The 15,620-nt window shown below is 66.0% G+C and carries 13 protein-coding genes; 9 read left to right on the top strand and 4 right to left on the bottom strand.

What is annotated here, in order from left to right; all coding sequences use genetic code 11:
- Window positions 1-20: 20 nt before the first annotated feature.
- Both proB and obgE read right to left on the bottom strand, forming a co-directional pair.
- Window positions 21-1,133, bottom strand: a complete 1,113-nt coding sequence (gene proB / locus IEX25_RS08500) for a glutamate 5-kinase (protein WP_103171182.1) — start codon at window positions 1,131-1,133, stop codon at window positions 21-23.
- A complete protein-coding gene (gene obgE / locus IEX25_RS08495; RefSeq protein WP_103171183.1) occupies window positions 1,121-2,152 on the bottom strand; it encodes a GTPase ObgE in 1,032 nt (343 codons plus the stop codon). Before obgE ends, proB begins: the two co-directional genes overlap by 13 nt.
- Window positions 2,153-2,263: 111 nt before the next feature.
- On the opposite strand from obgE, the gene IEX25_RS08490 reads away from it, so the two are divergent.
- From IEX25_RS08490 to IEX25_RS08475, 4 genes are all read left to right on the top strand, one after another.
- The gene (locus IEX25_RS08490) at window positions 2,264-3,664 is read left to right on the top strand and encodes a protein adenylyltransferase SelO (RefSeq protein WP_103171184.1); all 1,401 of its coding nucleotides are present in this window, start codon (window positions 2,264-2,266) and stop codon (window positions 3,662-3,664) included.
- Window positions 3,665-3,754: 90 nt separating this feature from the next.
- Window positions 3,755-4,441: an endonuclease/exonuclease/phosphatase family protein gene (locus tag IEX25_RS08485; protein WP_103171185.1), complete on the top strand. Its 687-nt coding sequence runs from the start codon at window positions 3,755-3,757 to the stop codon at window positions 4,439-4,441.
- Between the two features lie 69 nt (window positions 4,442-4,510).
- Window positions 4,511-5,785, top strand: coding sequence for a phosphopyruvate hydratase (gene eno / locus IEX25_RS08480; RefSeq protein ID WP_103171186.1), 1,275 nt, complete (start codon window positions 4,511-4,513; stop codon window positions 5,783-5,785).
- Window positions 5,786-5,973: 188 nt separating this feature from the next.
- On the top strand, window positions 5,974-7,095 hold the full coding sequence (locus IEX25_RS08475; protein ID WP_103171320.1) for a TRAP transporter substrate-binding protein: 1,122 nt from the start codon (window positions 5,974-5,976) through the stop codon (window positions 7,093-7,095).
- Window positions 7,096-7,209: 114 nt separating this feature from the next.
- Here the strand turns inward: IEX25_RS08475 and IEX25_RS08470 are convergent, their stop codons facing one another.
- Window positions 7,210-9,081, bottom strand: a complete 1,872-nt coding sequence (locus IEX25_RS08470; RefSeq protein ID WP_103171187.1) for a TRAP transporter large permease — start codon at window positions 9,079-9,081, stop codon at window positions 7,210-7,212.
- Window positions 9,078-9,722: a TRAP transporter small permease subunit gene (locus tag IEX25_RS08465; RefSeq protein WP_103171188.1), complete on the bottom strand. Its 645-nt coding sequence runs from the start codon at window positions 9,720-9,722 to the stop codon at window positions 9,078-9,080. Before IEX25_RS08465 ends, IEX25_RS08470 begins: the two co-directional genes overlap by 4 nt.
- A gap of 419 nt (window positions 9,723-10,141) precedes the next feature.
- On the opposite strand from IEX25_RS08465, the gene IEX25_RS08460 reads away from it, so the two are divergent.
- The 5 genes from IEX25_RS08460 to IEX25_RS08440 are packed head-to-tail and all read left to right on the top strand — an operon-like array spanning window position 10,142 to window position 15,616.
- Window positions 10,142-11,743: a peptide ABC transporter substrate-binding protein gene (locus IEX25_RS08460; RefSeq protein ID WP_103171189.1), complete on the top strand. Its 1,602-nt coding sequence runs from the start codon at window positions 10,142-10,144 to the stop codon at window positions 11,741-11,743.
- A gap of 9 nt (window positions 11,744-11,752) precedes the next feature.
- Window positions 11,753-12,676, top strand: coding sequence for an oligopeptide ABC transporter permease OppB (oppB, locus tag IEX25_RS08455; protein WP_103171190.1), 924 nt, complete (start codon window positions 11,753-11,755; stop codon window positions 12,674-12,676).
- A 3-nt stretch (window positions 12,677-12,679) separates the two neighbouring features.
- On the top strand, window positions 12,680-13,606 hold the full coding sequence (locus tag IEX25_RS08450; RefSeq protein ID WP_188714691.1) for an ABC transporter permease subunit: 927 nt from the start codon (window positions 12,680-12,682) through the stop codon (window positions 13,604-13,606).
- 1 nt (window position 13,607) lies between these two features.
- Entirely contained in the window at window positions 13,608-14,594 is a 987-nt protein-coding gene (locus IEX25_RS08445) for an oligopeptide/dipeptide ABC transporter ATP-binding protein (protein WP_103171191.1), read from the top strand.
- The gene (locus tag IEX25_RS08440) at window positions 14,591-15,616 is read left to right on the top strand and encodes an oligopeptide/dipeptide ABC transporter ATP-binding protein (RefSeq protein ID WP_103171192.1); all 1,026 of its coding nucleotides are present in this window, start codon (window positions 14,591-14,593) and stop codon (window positions 15,614-15,616) included. Before IEX25_RS08445 ends, IEX25_RS08440 begins: the two co-directional genes overlap by 4 nt.
- Window positions 15,617-15,620 lie beyond the last annotated feature (4 nt).

The raw sequence follows: 15,620 nt of genomic DNA, 5'->3' as shown, positions 1-15,620 counted from the left end.
CCGCAGGCGAGGCGCGATCCCTACAAGGCCATGTCGTCGCGATGGACCAAGGCGGCGCGGCCGGTGTAGCCCAGGATCGCCTCGATTCGGTCGGACCGGTGGCCCGCGATGCGCCGCGCCTCGTCGGCGGTATAGCGGGTCAGGCCATTGGCCAGCGTCTCGCCCGAGGGGCCGGTGATCGCCACCGGATCGCCCCTGCCGAAATCGCCCACGATGGTGCGCACGCCCGCCGGCAGCAGCGACTTGCCCCGGCGTAGCGCCTCGACCGCGCCCTCGTCCACGACAAGCGCGCCCTTGGGCTTCATTGCGGCGATCCAGCGCTTGCGGGCAAGCTGGGGATCGCTTTCGGGCAGGAACCAGCTGCACCGCGCGCCACTCGCCACCGCCGATAGCGGGCGCATCACCGACCCTTCGGCAATCGCCATGGCGCAGCCCCCGGCAATCGCGGTGCGCGCGGCCATCAGCTTGGTCTTCATGCCGCCCTTGGACAGGCCCGATACCGGGTCGCCGCCCATGGCTTCGATCTCGGGCGTCAGGGCCTCAATCACTGGCAGGTGGCGGGCGGTCGGGTCGGTCTTGGGATTGGCGGTGTAAAGCCCGTCCACGTCCGACAAGAGCAGCAACTGGTCCGCGCCGCAGGTCACGGCAATCTGGGCGGCAAGACGGTCGTTGTCGCCAAAGCGGATCTCGTCCGTCGCCACCGTGTCGTTTTCGTTCACGATGGGCACGACGCCCAGGCCCAGCAGCGTCTGCATGGTCGCCCGGCTGTTCAGATAGCGACGGCGGTCAGCGCTGTCCTCCAGCGTCAGCAGCACCTGCGCGGTGGTCACGCCATGGGGGGCCAGCGCTTCCTCATAGGCGCGCGCCAGCCGGATCTGGCCCACGGCGGCGGCGGCCTGCGCCTGTTCCAGCGGCAGCGCGCCCCCCGGCAGGCCCAGCACCCGCCGTCCCAGCGCGATGGAGCCCGAGGACACCAGCACCACGTCGCAGCCCCGCCCGCGCCATAGGGCCACGTCGTCGCAAAGGCCGCGCAGCCAGTCGCCGCGCAAGCCCTGTTCGTCCACCAGCAGGGCCGAGCCGATCTTGACGACCAGCCGCCGCGCCTGCGTCAGCGATGGGCTTACGGCTGCCATGGCGCCTCGGGTTCGTCCTTGGCCTTGCGCCGCGTCGGCTCGATCTGCGTCCACAGCGCCCGCAGCACCTCGGTCACGCCCAGCTTGGCCACCCCCGACATCAGCAGCACCGGCCCGCCGATCTCGGCCTCCAGCGCGGCCCGACGTTCGGCGATGGTGTCGTCGTCTAGGGCGTCGATCTTGTTCAGCGCCGTCACGCGTGGCTTGTCCATCAGCACCGGGGAATAGGCCTCAAGCTCGGTCAGGATGGTGCGGGCGTCGGCCGCCACATCTTCCGAGGTTCCGTCCACCAGATGCAGCAGCACGTTGCTGCGTTCGACATGGCCCAGGAACTGGTCACCCAGGCCCCTGCCCTCGCTCGCGCCCTCGATCAGGCCGGGAATGTCGGCCATGACGAATTCGTATCCGTCGATGCCCACCACGCCCAGGTTCGGGTGCAGCGTGGTGAAGGGATAATCCGCGATCTTGGGCCGGGCGTTCGACACGGCGGCCAGGAAGGTCGATTTCCCGGCATTCGGCAGCCCCACCAGGCCCGCATCCGCGATCAGCTTCAGCCGCAGCCAGATGGTGCGTTCCACCCCCGGCTGGCCGGGATTGGCGTTGCGCGGGCTGCGGTTGGTCGAGGTCTTGAAATGCAGGTTGCCCCAGCCGCCATTCCCGCCGCGCGCCAGCAGCACACGCTGGCCGGGTTCGGTCAGGTCGGCGATGACGGTTTCCTCGTCCTCCTCCAGGATCTCGGTCCCGACGGGCACCTTGAGGGTGATGTCCTCGCCCGACTTGCCGGTCATCTGGCTGCCCATGCCGTGTTGGCCGGACTTGGCGAAGAAATGCTGCTGATAGCGGAAGTCGATCAGGGTGTTCAGGCCCTCGACCGCCTCGGCCCAGACATCGCCGCCATTGCCGCCGTCCCCGCCGTCGGGGCCGCCATATTCGATGAACTTCTCGCGCCGGAATGACACGCAGCCCGCGCCGCCGCCGCCCGAGCGGATATAGACTTTGGCGAGGTCAAGAAATTTCATGGGTCAGGCTCCTGTTCAAGGGAATGCGATACGCGCTTGGTTTCGGTCGTGCAAGGGCGCGGTCTGGCAATGCGGCAGACCCGCCCTATGTAAAGAACGAAGGAGACCCCGATGATCCACTTCGACAACAGCTATGCCCGTATGCCGGAAGGCTTCTTTGCCCGCGTGGCCCCTACGCCCGTGGCCGAGCCCAAGCTTCTGGCGCTGAACGAGGGGCTTGCGCGCAGGCTGGGCCTGGATGCCGGATGGCTCTCCGGCCCCGAGGGCGTGGCGATGCTGGCGGGCAATGCCGTGCCGCAGGGGGCGGACCCGATCGCCCAAGCCTATGCCGGCCACCAGTTCGGCGGCTTTGTCCCGCAACTGGGCGACGGCCGCGCGGTGCTGCTGGGCGAGGTCGTGGCCCCCGACGGCGCGCGCTTCGATATCCAGCTGAAGGGCAGCGGGCCGACCCCCTTCTCGCGCCGGGGCGACGGGCGGGCCTGGATGGGGCCGGTGCTGCGCGAATATGTCGTCAGCGAATTCATGCACGCGATGGGCGTGCCCACCACGCGCGCCTTGGCCGCCGTCGCAACCGGGGAAACGGTCTGGCGCGAAAGCGGCCTGCCGGGCGCCGTGCTGACCCGCGTGGCCGCCAGCCATATCCGCGTCGGGACCTTCCAGTATTTCGCGGTCCGGGGACAGGAAGACGCGCTTGCCGCCCTGACCGACCATGTGATCGCCCGCCATTATCCCGCGGCGAACGGCCCGCTGTCCTTGCTGGATCACGTCGTCGCCCGGCAGGCGGAAACCATTGCACATTGGATGGCGCTTGGCTTCATCCATGGCGTGATGAACACCGACAACATGGCGGTGTCGGGGGAAACCATCGACTATGGCCCCTGCGCCTTCATGGATGTGTATCACCCCGACACGGTGTTTTCGTCCATCGACCGGGGCGGGCGCTATGCCTGGGCGCAGCAGCCGCAGATCGCCGTCTGGAACCTGGCGCAGCTTGCCACCTGCCTGATCCCCCTGATGGGCGAACGCGACGCCGCCATCGAGGCCGCGACGAAATCGGTTCACGGCTTCGCGCCGATCTATCAGGCTGCCTGGCGCCGCCGCTTCGGCGAAAAGCTGGGCCTGACCGAAGCCGCCGACGTGCAACCCCTGGCCGAGCGCCTGCTGACCATGATGGCCCAGCAGCGTGCCGATTTCACCCGGGTTTTCGCCGGCCTAGCCGACGGTCGCGCGCGGGACGAATTCATCGACCGGGATGCCTTCGACGCCTGGGCGGCGGATTGGCAGGCCCAAGGCCCCGATCCGGACCTGATGCGTCATGCGAACCCGGTCCGCATCCCGCGCAACCACCGGATCGAGGAAGCCATCGCCGCAGCGGTGGCCGACGATCTTGGCCCCTTCCGCCGCCTGTTCGACGCCGTGACGCATCCGCGCGACGCGCGTTCGGAATGGGACGACCTGGCCCATGCGCCCCTTGCGGAACAGATCGTGCATCAGACCTTCTGCGGCACCTGATCAAAACGCGGGCACTGCGTCACCCATGACGCCCCAGGCCCTTGCGGCCACCCTGCCCCTGGCTATCCTGCGCCGATCACGAAAGGCGGCATGTTCTTGTTGAGACTGGCAAGCTACAATCTGCACAAATGCCGGGGCCTGACCGGCCCGCACGCGCCGGAACGCAACCTTGCCGTCATTGCCGCCCTGCGGCCCGACATCATCGCCCTGCAAGAGGTCGATTTCCGCCTGGGCGCCCGCCCCGAGGCCCTGCCCCGCCGGCTGATCCGCGAGGCCACCGGGCTGGTGCCCGCGAACATGGCGACGACGGGCGAAAACTCGCTTGGCTGGCACGGCCAGACCATCCTGATGCGCCCGGATCTGGCGGAACAGGCGGTGCTGCGCCGCCTGCCCCTTCCAGGGATCGAGCCGCGCGGGGCGGTGGTCCTGCGCCTGCCAAGACTGACGGTGATCGGGGTGCATCTGGGGCTTGCCCGGTCGTCGCGGCGCGCGCAACTGGCGCGGATCACGGCCCAGGCCGCGCGGATCGCGGACGACAACATCGTGCTGATGGGCGATTTCAACGAATGGCACGACAGCCGGGGGCTGGAATCGCTGGCGGGCTTTCGGGTCATCGCGCCGGGGCCGTCCTATCCAGCGCCCTTGCCGCAGTTCCGGTTCGACCGCATTGCCATGTCCCAGCACCTGACCCTGCTGCGTCAGGGCGTCTTTACCGGGGCCAATGCGCGCGACGCGTCCGACCACCTGCCCATCTGGGCCGAGATCGAGCAGCCCTGAAATTGCCGCTTTCGGCCTGACCCGGCGGCAGCTATGAAGGCGCCGACATCAGGCAACGGAGGGGCACCCATGACCGCCATCATCGACATCTTCGCGCGAGAGATCCTGGACAGCCGCGGCAACCCGACCGTCGAGGTCGACGTGACGCTGGAAGACGGCACGATGGGCCGGGCGGCCGTGCCCTCGGGCGCATCCACGGGCGCGCATGAGGCGGTCGAGAAGCGCGACGGCGACAAGGCCCGCTACATGGGCAAGGGCGTGCTGGAGGCCGTGGCCGCCGTGAACGGCGAGATCGCCGAGAACCTGATCGGCGAGGATGCGACCGAACAGCGCGCCATCGACGCAATGATGTGCGAACTGGACGGCACGCCGAACAAGGGCCGCTTGGGCGCGAACGCGATCCTGGGCGTGTCGCTGGCGGTGGCCAAGGCCGCGGCGGATGCGACGAACCAGCCGCTGTATCGTTATGTCGGCGGCACGGGCGCGCGGATCCTGCCGGTGCCGATGATGAACATCATCAATGGCGGGGAACATGCCGACAACCCTATCGACATCCAGGAATTCATGATCATGCCGGTCAGCGCGGACAACATCCGCGACGCCGTGCGCATGGGGTCCGAGGTGTTCCACACGCTGAAGAAGGAACTGTCGGCGGCAGGCCTTTCGACCGGGATCGGCGATGAGGGCGGCTTTGCGCCGAACCTGTCCTCGGCCCGCGACGCCCTGGACTTCATCCTGCGCTCGGTCGAGAAAGCCGGCTACAAGCCCGGCGACGACATCATTCTGGCGCTGGATTGTGCCTCGACCGAATATTTCAGGAACGGCAAGTATGAAATGGCGGGCGAGGGCAAGTCCCTGACCTCGGCCGAGAATGTGGATTATCTGGCCGCGCTGTGCGCCGACTATCCGATCCTGTCGATCGAGGATGGTTGCGCCGAGGACGACTGGGACGGCTGGAAGCTGCTGACCGACCGTCTGGGCGGCACCGTGCAGTTGGTCGGCGACGACCTGTTCGTGACCAATCCCGCGCGTCTGGCCGAAGGCATCGCCAAGGGCTGCGGCAATTCGCTGCTGGTCAAGGTCAACCAGATCGGCACCCTGTCGGAAACGCTGGACGCCGTGCGCCTGGCCGACCGGAACGGCTATACCAGCGTGATGTCCCACCGCTCGGGCGAGACCGAGGACGCGACCATTGCCGATCTGGCGGTCGCCACCAACTGCGGCCAGATCAAGACCGGCAGCCTTGCCCGGTCCGACCGGCTTGCGAAATACAACCAGCTGATCCGCATCGAGGAGATGCTGGGCGCCACCGCCGAATACGCAGGCCGCAGCATCCTGCGCTGATCCACACCCTTCGGGTCGCAGGGCCGTCCGCGTTCCGCGCGGGCGGCCTTATTTTTTGCGTGGCGGTGCCGCAGACTACTCGACAGACGGCAGACAAGCACTAAACTGCGACCCATTCGGGCCGGGAACCCGTGGGAGGCCATCCCGACAGCCCTATCGGAGGAGAGTTCATGAAAGATTCCAAGACGCTGCACCGCAGGTCGTTCCTGACAACGGCTTCGGTCGGCGGTGTCGCCGCCGCAGCCGGCGCCACGCTGGCAGCGCCCGCGATCGCCCAGGAGGCGCCCACCATCAACTGGCGCGTGGCGTCGTCCTTTCCGAAGTCGCTGGACACCATCTATGGCGGCGGAGAGGAGATCTCGGCGCGCCTGAAGGAAGCTTCCGACGGCAAGTTCAACCTGCAGGTCTTCGCCGCGGGCGAAATCGTGCCGGGCCTGGACGCCATCAACGCGGCAGGCGACGGCACCGTGGAATGCGCCCATTCGGTGGGCTATTACAACTGGGGCAAGGATCCGGCCTTCGCCTGCGGCGCCGACCTGCCCTTCACCTTCAGCGCGCGCGCCAAGGCTGCCTATAACTATCACGGCGGCGGCATCGACCAGTACAACCAGTTCCTGGAAACGGTCGGCCTTGTGGCCTTCCCCGCCGGCAACACCGGCGTCCAGATGGGCGGTTGGTACCGCAAGGAGGTGAACACCGTCGCCGACATGCAGGGCCTGAAGATGCGCATCTCGGGCCTGGCCGGGCGCGTGGTCGAGAAGCTGGGCGTCGTGCCGCAGCAGATCGCGGGCGGCGACATCTATCCGTCGCTTGAAAAGGGCACCATCGACGCCGCCGAATGGGTCGGGCCCTATGACGACAACAAGCTGGGCTTCCAGAAGGTCGCGCCCTATTACTATTACCCGGGCTTCTGGGAAGGCGGGCCGACGGTCAGCCTCTTCATCAACAAGGCCAAGTACGACGAGCTGCCCGCCCATTACAAGGCACTGCTGCGGACCTGCTGCCAGGCATCCGACCAGAACATGCTGGCCAAGTACGACTATCGCAACCCGAGCGCGCTGAAGGAACTGGCCGCGTCGGGCGCGCAGCTTCGCTCCTTCAGCGAAGAGATCATGAACGCGGCCTTCACCGCCGCGAACGAGGTCTATGCCGAGTTGTCCGCCCAGAACGAGCATTTCAAGCGGCAATACGAGGCGCAGTTGCAGTTCCGCGACGACTGGTACCTGTACAACCAGACGGCGGAATACACCTTCGATACCTTCATGATGATCCAGCAGCGCAACGGCAAGCTGGCCCCCACCCAGGGCTGAGATCGTTCTGACAGGACAGAACCGCCGCGGATCATCCGCGGCGGTTTTTTCATGGGCGCTTCCCAAAGAAAGCGACGGAAAGAAAAAGGCCGGGTCGAACCCGGCCTTTCGTTGTCAGTTGCTGCCGCCAAGACCCGGCGGCGGGCCGCCCAGGCCCAAGCCGCCGGGGGCGGGTGCCGGCTGCGGCTCGGCCGGGGCTGCGGGGGCAGGCGCGGCCGGTGCGCCAAGCCCCGGCGGAGGTGCGCCAAGGCTTGGGGGCGTGCCCCCCAGACCGCCCGACGGTGCCGTGGTGCCGCCGTCGGCGGGTGCTTGCTGGCCAAAGGGCGCACCCAGGCCGCCCAGCGATCCAAAGCCGCCGCTGCTGCCGCCCATCCCTCCGGCCGGGATTTCAAGCCGGATGTTCGATGTGTCCACCGGCGCCCCCTTGTAGTGCATGACCATGCCGGGGAAGGCGATCACCACGCCGATCATCACCAGCTGGATGCAGACGAAGGGCACGGCACCCCAATAGATCTGCCCGGTCCTGACCGGCGCCATGCGCTTCTTCGTGACCTTGTCGATGTATTCGCCCTTGGGCGCCACCGACCGCAGGTAGAACAGCGCAAAGCCGAAGGGCGGGTGCATGAAGGCCGTCTGCATGTTCACGCCCAGGATGACGCCGAACCAGATCAGGTCGATGCCCAAGGCCTCGGCCGCGGGGGCCAGCAGGGGCACGATGATGAAGGCCAGTTCGAAGAAGTCCAGGAAGAAGGCCAGCAGGAACACCATGATCGACACCACGATCAGGAAGCCGTATTCGCCCCCCGGCAGCGAGGTCAGCAGGTGTTCGACCCAAATGTGGCCGTTCACGCCATAGAAGGTCAGCGAGAAGACCCGCGCCCCGATCAGGATGAACATCACGAAGGCCGACAGCCGCGTCGTGGCGTAAAGCGCCTGGCGGATCACGTCCATCGACAGGCGCTTCTTGATGCCCGCCATGAACAGCGCGCCGACCGCGCCCATCGCGCCGCCCTCGGTCGGGGTGGCGATGCCCAGGAAGATCGTGCCCAGCACCAGGAAGATCAGCGCCAGCGGCGGGATCAGCACGATGATGACCTGCTGGGCCAGCCGCGACATCATGTTGATGCCGGTGGCCTTGTCCAGCAGCGCCACGACATAGATCACCGTCACCGCGATCACGAGGCCCCAGATCGGCGCGTCGGATGCATGGGCCGGACCCAGCCAGCGGGTCGTCAGCCAGAAGATCCCGCCCGCGACCGCCAGGGCCACGATCAGCGAGGTGACGCCCGACCCAAGGGTCCGCGCCTCTTTCGGCAGCGCGGGCAGATAGTGGGGCCGGATGATCGAGACCACGAAGATATAGAGCATGTAGAACCCGGTCAGCACCAGGCCGGGGATCATCGCGCCCTTGTACATGTCGCCCACCGACCGGCCCAACTGGTCCGCCAGCACGATCAGCACCAGCGACGGCGGGATGATCTGCGCCAGCGTCCCCGATGCCGCGATGGTGCCCGAGGCGATCCGCCGATCATAGCCATAGCGCAGCATGATCGGCAGAGAGATGAGGCCCATCGCGATCACGGATGCCGCGACGACACCGGTGGTCGCCGCCAGAAGCGCGCCCACGATGATCACAGCATAGGCCAAGCCGCCACGGATCGGGCCGAAAAGCTGGCCGATCGTGTCCAGAAGATCCTCGGCCATGCCGGATTTTTCCAGAACGATCCCCATGAAGGTGAAGAAGGGGATGGCCAGCAACGTCTCGTTTGCGACGACCCCCCCGAAGAAGCGGTCCGGCAACGCGCCAAGAAGCGGCCAGGAAAGGTTGATGGACCCGCCCGACAGCGGCGCAAGCTCCACCCCGATGACGAAGAACAGAAGGCCGTTCGCCGCCAGGGCGAAGGCGACGGGATAGCCGATCAGCAGAAAGACGATCAGCGAAACGAACATGATCGGCGCCATGTTCTGCGCGATGAGTTCCATCATTTGCGGGCATCCTCGCGCGTCTTGTCGACGGGAATGTCGGTCAGCGGGTGATTGGGATCGGCAAAGCCCGCCTGCTTCAACAGTTCCTCGTCCAGATCAAGCGGCGCGTGGTGGCCGGTGGGGGCGTTGTAATCGGGGATGATCCCACGCATCACGGCGATCTTCTTGATGATCTCGGAAATGCCTTGGAACAGCAGCAGCAGGAAGCCCGTGAACAGAAGCGCCTTGGCGGGCCAAAGGATCAGGCCGCCCGCGTTCATCGACATCTCTCCGGTGCGATAGGATCGCGCCAGCCAGGGCCAGGTCAGCCACAGCGTCAGCAGGACCATCGGCATCAGGAAGAAGATATGGCCCAGAAGCTCGATCCAGTGTTGCACGCGGCGCGACAAGGTGCCGAACAGGATGTCGATGCGGATATGTTCGTTTTCCAGCAGCGTATAGGCCGCGGCCAGAAGAAAGGCGCCGCCGTAAAGATACCATTGCAGTTCAAGCCAGGCATTCGACGAAACGCTGAACGCCTTGCGGATGATCGCGTTGATCGCGCTGACGAAGATCGCCAGCAGGATCAACCAGGATACATTCCTGCCGATCACGGTGTTGACGCGGTCGATGCCGCGCGAAAGGGCCAAAAGGCCGTTCATGAAGAAGTCTCCCCCAAGGGTCGGCCTTTTTTGGCCTTTTGACCGTTTGTTCGTTACTCGGCGGGTATGCGCGATGCAGAAAAACCGGTCAAGAATTTCGATGCCGGCGGAGCCTGTCGGCGGCGGCCGCTTGATCCGGCAGGCTGCCTGCACAGCCCCTGCTGCGATCAGGGTGCCATCGCCTCCCTCAGTGATTGCATGTGACGCCACGTCGCCACCATCGGCTGAACCGATCCAAGGGTCAGATTAATGACTGTTTTTCAGGTGCAAGCGTTTGGGCACGGCCCCATGCGCTGCCTGTTCGCTCACGCAGATGCAACCACCGCGCGCATGATCCAATCTTTACCCGCATCCATGTTCCGTTAGTCTGGGTGCCTTGCGCGCAAGCGAAAAGCCTTCATCGACAAGGGGAGACGCCGATGTCCAAGCTGTTCACCACAACCGCCCTTCTGGCCGCCCTGGCCCTGCCCGCCCAAGCTGTCCAGCCCGCCGAGGGCGAGACGCTGGCCGACAGCCAGACCTATACCTATTGGCTGCTGGATGCGATCAAGACGCTGGATCCGGCCAAGAACACCGATGTCGAAGGCTCGGACGTGCTGCGCCAGTTGTTCGAGGGGCTGATGAACGAGGACGCGACCGGCGGAATGATCCCCGGCGTCGCCGAAAGCCATACCGAAAGCGACGACGGGCTAACCCATACCTTCACCCTGCGCGACGCCAAGTGGTCGAACGGCGATCCGGTCACGGCGGGGGATTTCGTCTATGCCTGGCAGCGCGCGGTGAACCCCGAAACCGCGTCCGAATACGCCTGGTTCCTGGAACTGATGAACATCCGGAACGCCACCCAGATCATCGCGGGCGAAATGACGCCCGACCAGCTTGGCGTCCGTGCGGTGGACGACAAGACGCTGGAGGTCACGCTGACCACGCGCACCCCCTATTTCCTGAAGACGCTGTCCCACGCCACCACCTTCCCGGTGCCGCAAAAGGTCGTCGAACAGCATGGCGACGCCTGGACGCAGCCCGGCAACCTGGTCGGCAACGGCGCCTTCATGCTGGAAAGCCACAACCTTGGCGTGGACATCACCATGGTGAAGAACCCGAACTATTGGGATGCCGCAAACGTGGTGATGGAAACCGTGCGCGGCGTCACCGTGAACGACAACAATATCGGCCTGACACGTTACCTGGCGGGCGAACTGGACCGCGTGCAGATCCCGGCGGGCCAGTATCCGCGCCTGTCGCAGGAATATCCCGACCAGGCGATCTCGATCCCGTATTCCTGTTCCTATGCCTATGTCTTCAACGTGTCCGACAAGGGCCCCGAGGCGCTGAAGGACGTGCGCGTCCGCCAGGCGCTGACGCTGGGCCTGAACCGCGACATCATCGTGAACCAGGTGCTGCAAGGCGGCCAGAAGCCCGCCTATAGCTGGACCCATTGGGCGACCGAGGGCTTCCAGGCCCCGGATGCAGAAATCGCCACCATGACCCAGGAGGAACGGACCGAGAAAGCCCGCGCCCTGCTGACCGAGGCGGGCTATGGCCCCGACAATCCCCTGTCGCTGTCGCTGCAATACAACACCGACGAAAACCACAAGAAGCTGGCCATCGCCGCGCAGCAGTTCTGGAAGCCCTTGGGCGTGAACATCACGCTGAACAATGTCGAATGGAAGGTGCATACCGACCGGATGCAGAACCAGGATTTCGACATGGCCCGCTATGCCTGGTGCGCCGACTATAACGAGGCGACGACCTTCCTGGATTGGTTCCGCACCGACGGCTACAACTCGGGCAAGTGGTCGAACGCGGAATACGACAAGCTGATGGCGGATTCCAAGACGGCCGAGGATACCGCGCCGCTGTACAAGCGGGCCGAGGAGATCCTGGCCGAGGAAGTGCCCGCGGCCTTCGTCTATCACTATTCCAAGGTCGACATGATCAACCCGGCGATCAAGGGCATTCCCACGGAAAACGTAACGAATGCCTGGTATGCCAAGGATCTGTATCGGATCGCCCAGTAAGGCCCGCCCATGTTCGCCTTCATCCTGCGGCGGCTGGCGGTGGCGATCCCCACCTTGCTGGTGCTGATCGTGCTGTCCTTCCTGCTGATGCATCTTGCGCCCGGCGGGCCGTTCACCCAGGAACGCGCCCTGCCGCCGCAGGTGCTGGCGAACCTCAATGCGAAATACGGGCTGGACGACCCGCTGTGGCGCCAGATCTGGAACTATGTGTATGGCATCGTGGTCCATTTCGACTTCGGCCCCAGCTTCGTCTATCCCGACCGGACCGTGAACCAGTTGATCGCGGACGGATTCCCGGTGACGCTGACCTATGGCACGCTGTCCTTCCTGGCCGCGGTCCTTGTGGGCGTCACCCTGGGCTCGCTTGCCGCGATCCGGCAGAACAGCTGGCTGGACTATCTGGCGGTCGGCATCTCCATCGGCGCGCAGGTGCTGCCCAACTTCGTGATGGCACCGCTGCTGGTCCTGGTCCTGACCCTGTGGCTGGGCTGGCTGCCCGGCGGCGGGTGGAGCTTTTCGGACCCCTCGTTCTGGATCATGCCGGTGATCGCGCTGTCCACCAGCTACATGGCCTCCATCGCGCGGATCACACGGTCCTCCATGCTCGAGGTGCTGGGATCGAACCACATCCGCACCGCCCGGGCCAAGGGAATGCCCGAACGCCGCGTCATCCTGCGCCATGCGCTGCGCCCGGCGATGCTGCCGGTCGTCAGCTATCTGGGGCCGGTCTTCGTGTCGATGATCACCGGATCGGTCGTGATCGACATCTATTTCTCTACCGGCGGGATCGGCAAGGCCTTCGTGGACAGCGCGCTGAACCGCGACTACGCGGTGATGATGGGCGTTACCATCCTGGTGGGCGCGCTGACCATCCTGTTCAACCTGGTCGTCGATATCCTTTACGCCTGGATCGACCCGAAGATCCGGTACTAAGCCATGGTGATCGAACACGACAAGATGCGCTCGCTTGCCGCGCGGATGGCCCAGCCCGAGGTTCGGGGACGGTCCCCCTGGGCCGATGCCCGCCGCCGCTTTCTTCGCAACAAGGCGGCGATGGCGGGGCTGGTGATCCTGCTGCTGGTCGTGCTGTTCGCGATCTTCGGCAACCATCTGGCCGTCTGGTCGAACGAGGAGCTGGATTTCAGCGTCATGGGCCAGGTCGCGACCATGGGCCAGCCATCGCTAGAAAACGGGCATTACTTCGGCACCGACGATCTGGGCCGCGACCTGTTCGCGCGCACCGTCCAGGGCACGCAGGTCAGCCTGCTGGTGGGCCTTGTGGGGGCGGGCATCGCGGTGATCGTCGGCACGCTTTACGGCGCGGTGGCGGGCTATGTCGGCGGGCGCACCGACCAGGTGATGATGCGGACGGTCGATATCCTGATGTCGATCCCCTACATGTTCGTGCTGATCCTGCTGTTGGTGATGTTCGGGCGGTCGATGACCATGCTGTTTCTTGGCATCGGCCTGATTTCCTGGCTGGACATGGCGCGCATCGTGCGCGGCCAGACCCTGTCCTTGAAGAACCGCGAGTTCATCGAGGCCGCCCGCGCCACCGGCGTGTCCACCTGGCGCATCATCATCCGCCATATCGTGCCGAACCTGCTGGGCGTGGTCGCGGTCTATGCCACGCTGCTGGTGCCGCTCATGATCCTGACCGAAAGCTTCATCAGCTTCCTGGGCCTTGGCGTGCAGGAACCGCTGACCTCGTGGGGCGCGCTGATTTCCGAAGGCGCGGGCACCATGAGCTATGGCACCCTGTGGCAACTGGCCTTCCCGCTGTTCTTCTTCGTCATCACCCTGTTCGGCTTCTTCTTCGTGGGCGACGGGCTGCGCGACGCGCTTGACCCCAAGGAACGCTGACATGGCTCTTCTGGATATCCGCGACCTGTCGGTCCGCTTCCACACCCACGACGCCGAGGTTCACGCCGTCAACGATGTCAGCCTGACCGTCCAGCCGGGCGAGACGCTGGGCATCGTCGGCGAATCCGGGTCGGGCAAGTCGCAACTGGCCTTCGCGGTCATGGGCCTTCTGGCGCGCAACGGCCGTGCCTTCGGCAGCGTGCGGCTGGACGGGCAGGAAATCCTGAACGCCCCGCCCAAGGTCATCAACAGGGTCCGGGCCGAGAAGATCGCGATGATCTTCCAGGATCCGATGACCTCGCTGAACCCCTATATGCGCGTCTCGGACCAGATGGCCGAGGTTCTGGTCCTGCACAAGGGCCTGTCCAAGCGCGCGGCCGTGGCCGAATCCGTGCGGATGCTGGACGCGGTGCGCATTCCCGACGCCAAGGGTCGGGTGCGGCTTTATCCCCATGAATTCAGCGGCGGGATGCGGCAGCGGGTGATGATCGCGATGGCGCTGCTGTGCCGGCCCAAGCTGCTGATCGCGGACGAACCGACGACCGCGCTGGATGTGACGGTGCAGGCGCAGATCATGACGCTGCTGGCGGACCTGCAACGCGATCTCGGCATGGCGATGATGCTGATCACCCATGACTTGGGCGTCGTCGCCGGATCCTGTTCGCGGGTGGCGGTGATGTATGGCGGGCGCATCCGCGAACTGGGGCCGGTGGGTCCGGTCTTCGCCGATCCGGCCCATCCCTATACGCAGGGGTTGCTGTCGGCGATCCCGCGCATCGACACGGACGAAGGCGAACTGGCCGTCATCCCTGGACAGCCGCCCGACATGTCCCGCCCGCCGCAGGGCTGCGCCTTCCGGCCGCGCTGCGCCTATTGCCGCGACGACTGCGACAACCGCCCGCCGCTGGCGTCCTTTGCCCCCGACCGCTGGCGCGCCTGCTTCGCCCCGCTGGCGGAACTGCGCGCCGGAACGGAGAGCCGCCCATGACGACGCCCCTTCTTGACGTGCGCGACCTTCGCGTCAGCTTTCCCGTCCGGCAGGCGGGCGCGATGCCCTGGACGCGGCCCCGCCACCTTCATGCCGTCGGCGGTGTCAGCTTCACCCTGCAACCGGGCGAGACGCTGGGCGTGGTCGGCGAATCCGGCTGCGGGAAATCCACGCTGGCCCGCGCCCTGATCGGTCTTGTTCCCGCCACAGGCCGGGCCGAATGGCAGGGTGGGGCGGATCTGATCGGCCTGTCGGCGCGGCAGATGATGGCCTATCGCAGCCAGATCCAGATGATCTTCCAGGATCCGCTGGCCAGCCTGGATCCGCGCATGACCGTGGGCCAGATCATCGCCGAACCGCTGGTGACCCATCAGCCCGCTCTGCCCCGGTCCCAGGTTCGCGACCGCGTCAAGGCGATAATGGACCGGGTGGGCCTGCTGCCCAGCCAGATCAACCGCTATCCCCACGAATTCAGCGGCGGACAATGCCAACGGATCGGCATCGCCCGCGCGCTGATCGTGGAACCCCGGCTGATCATCTGCGACGAACCCGTCAGCGCGCTCGACGTGTCGATCCAGGCGCAGGTCATCAACCTGCTGATGCGACTGCAGGCCGATCTGGGCCTGTCGCTGATCTTCATCGCCCATGACCTGTCGGTGGTGCGCCACATCAGCGACCGTGTGATGGTCCTCTACCTGGGCAAGGTGATGGAGATCGCGCCCGCGCGAGACCTTTATGCCGATCCGCAGCACCCCTATACGCAGGCGCTGCTGTCAGCCGTCCCGGTGCCGGATCCCGCGCATGATCCCGCCGCGACCGTGGTGCCGCTGAAAGGCGACCTGCCTTCCCCCATGGACCCGCCCTCGGGCTGCGTCTTCCGCACCCGCTGCCCGCGTGCGGCACCCCGCTGCGCGGCCGAGGTGCCGGTCCTTGCCGGAGATCGCCACCAGACCGCCTGCCATTTCCCCGGCCCCTTCACGCCACAGGAAATCGTCCGCGCCCGCGCCACCGAAGCGGCCTGACCCG

Origin of the sequence: Paracoccus acridae, assembly GCF_014642735.1 — a bacterium.
Lineage (GTDB): Bacteria > Pseudomonadota > Alphaproteobacteria > Rhodobacterales > Rhodobacteraceae > Paracoccus > Paracoccus acridae.
Note: the sequence above shows the minus strand (reverse complement) of the source record. Positions and strands in the feature narration are given on the sequence as shown.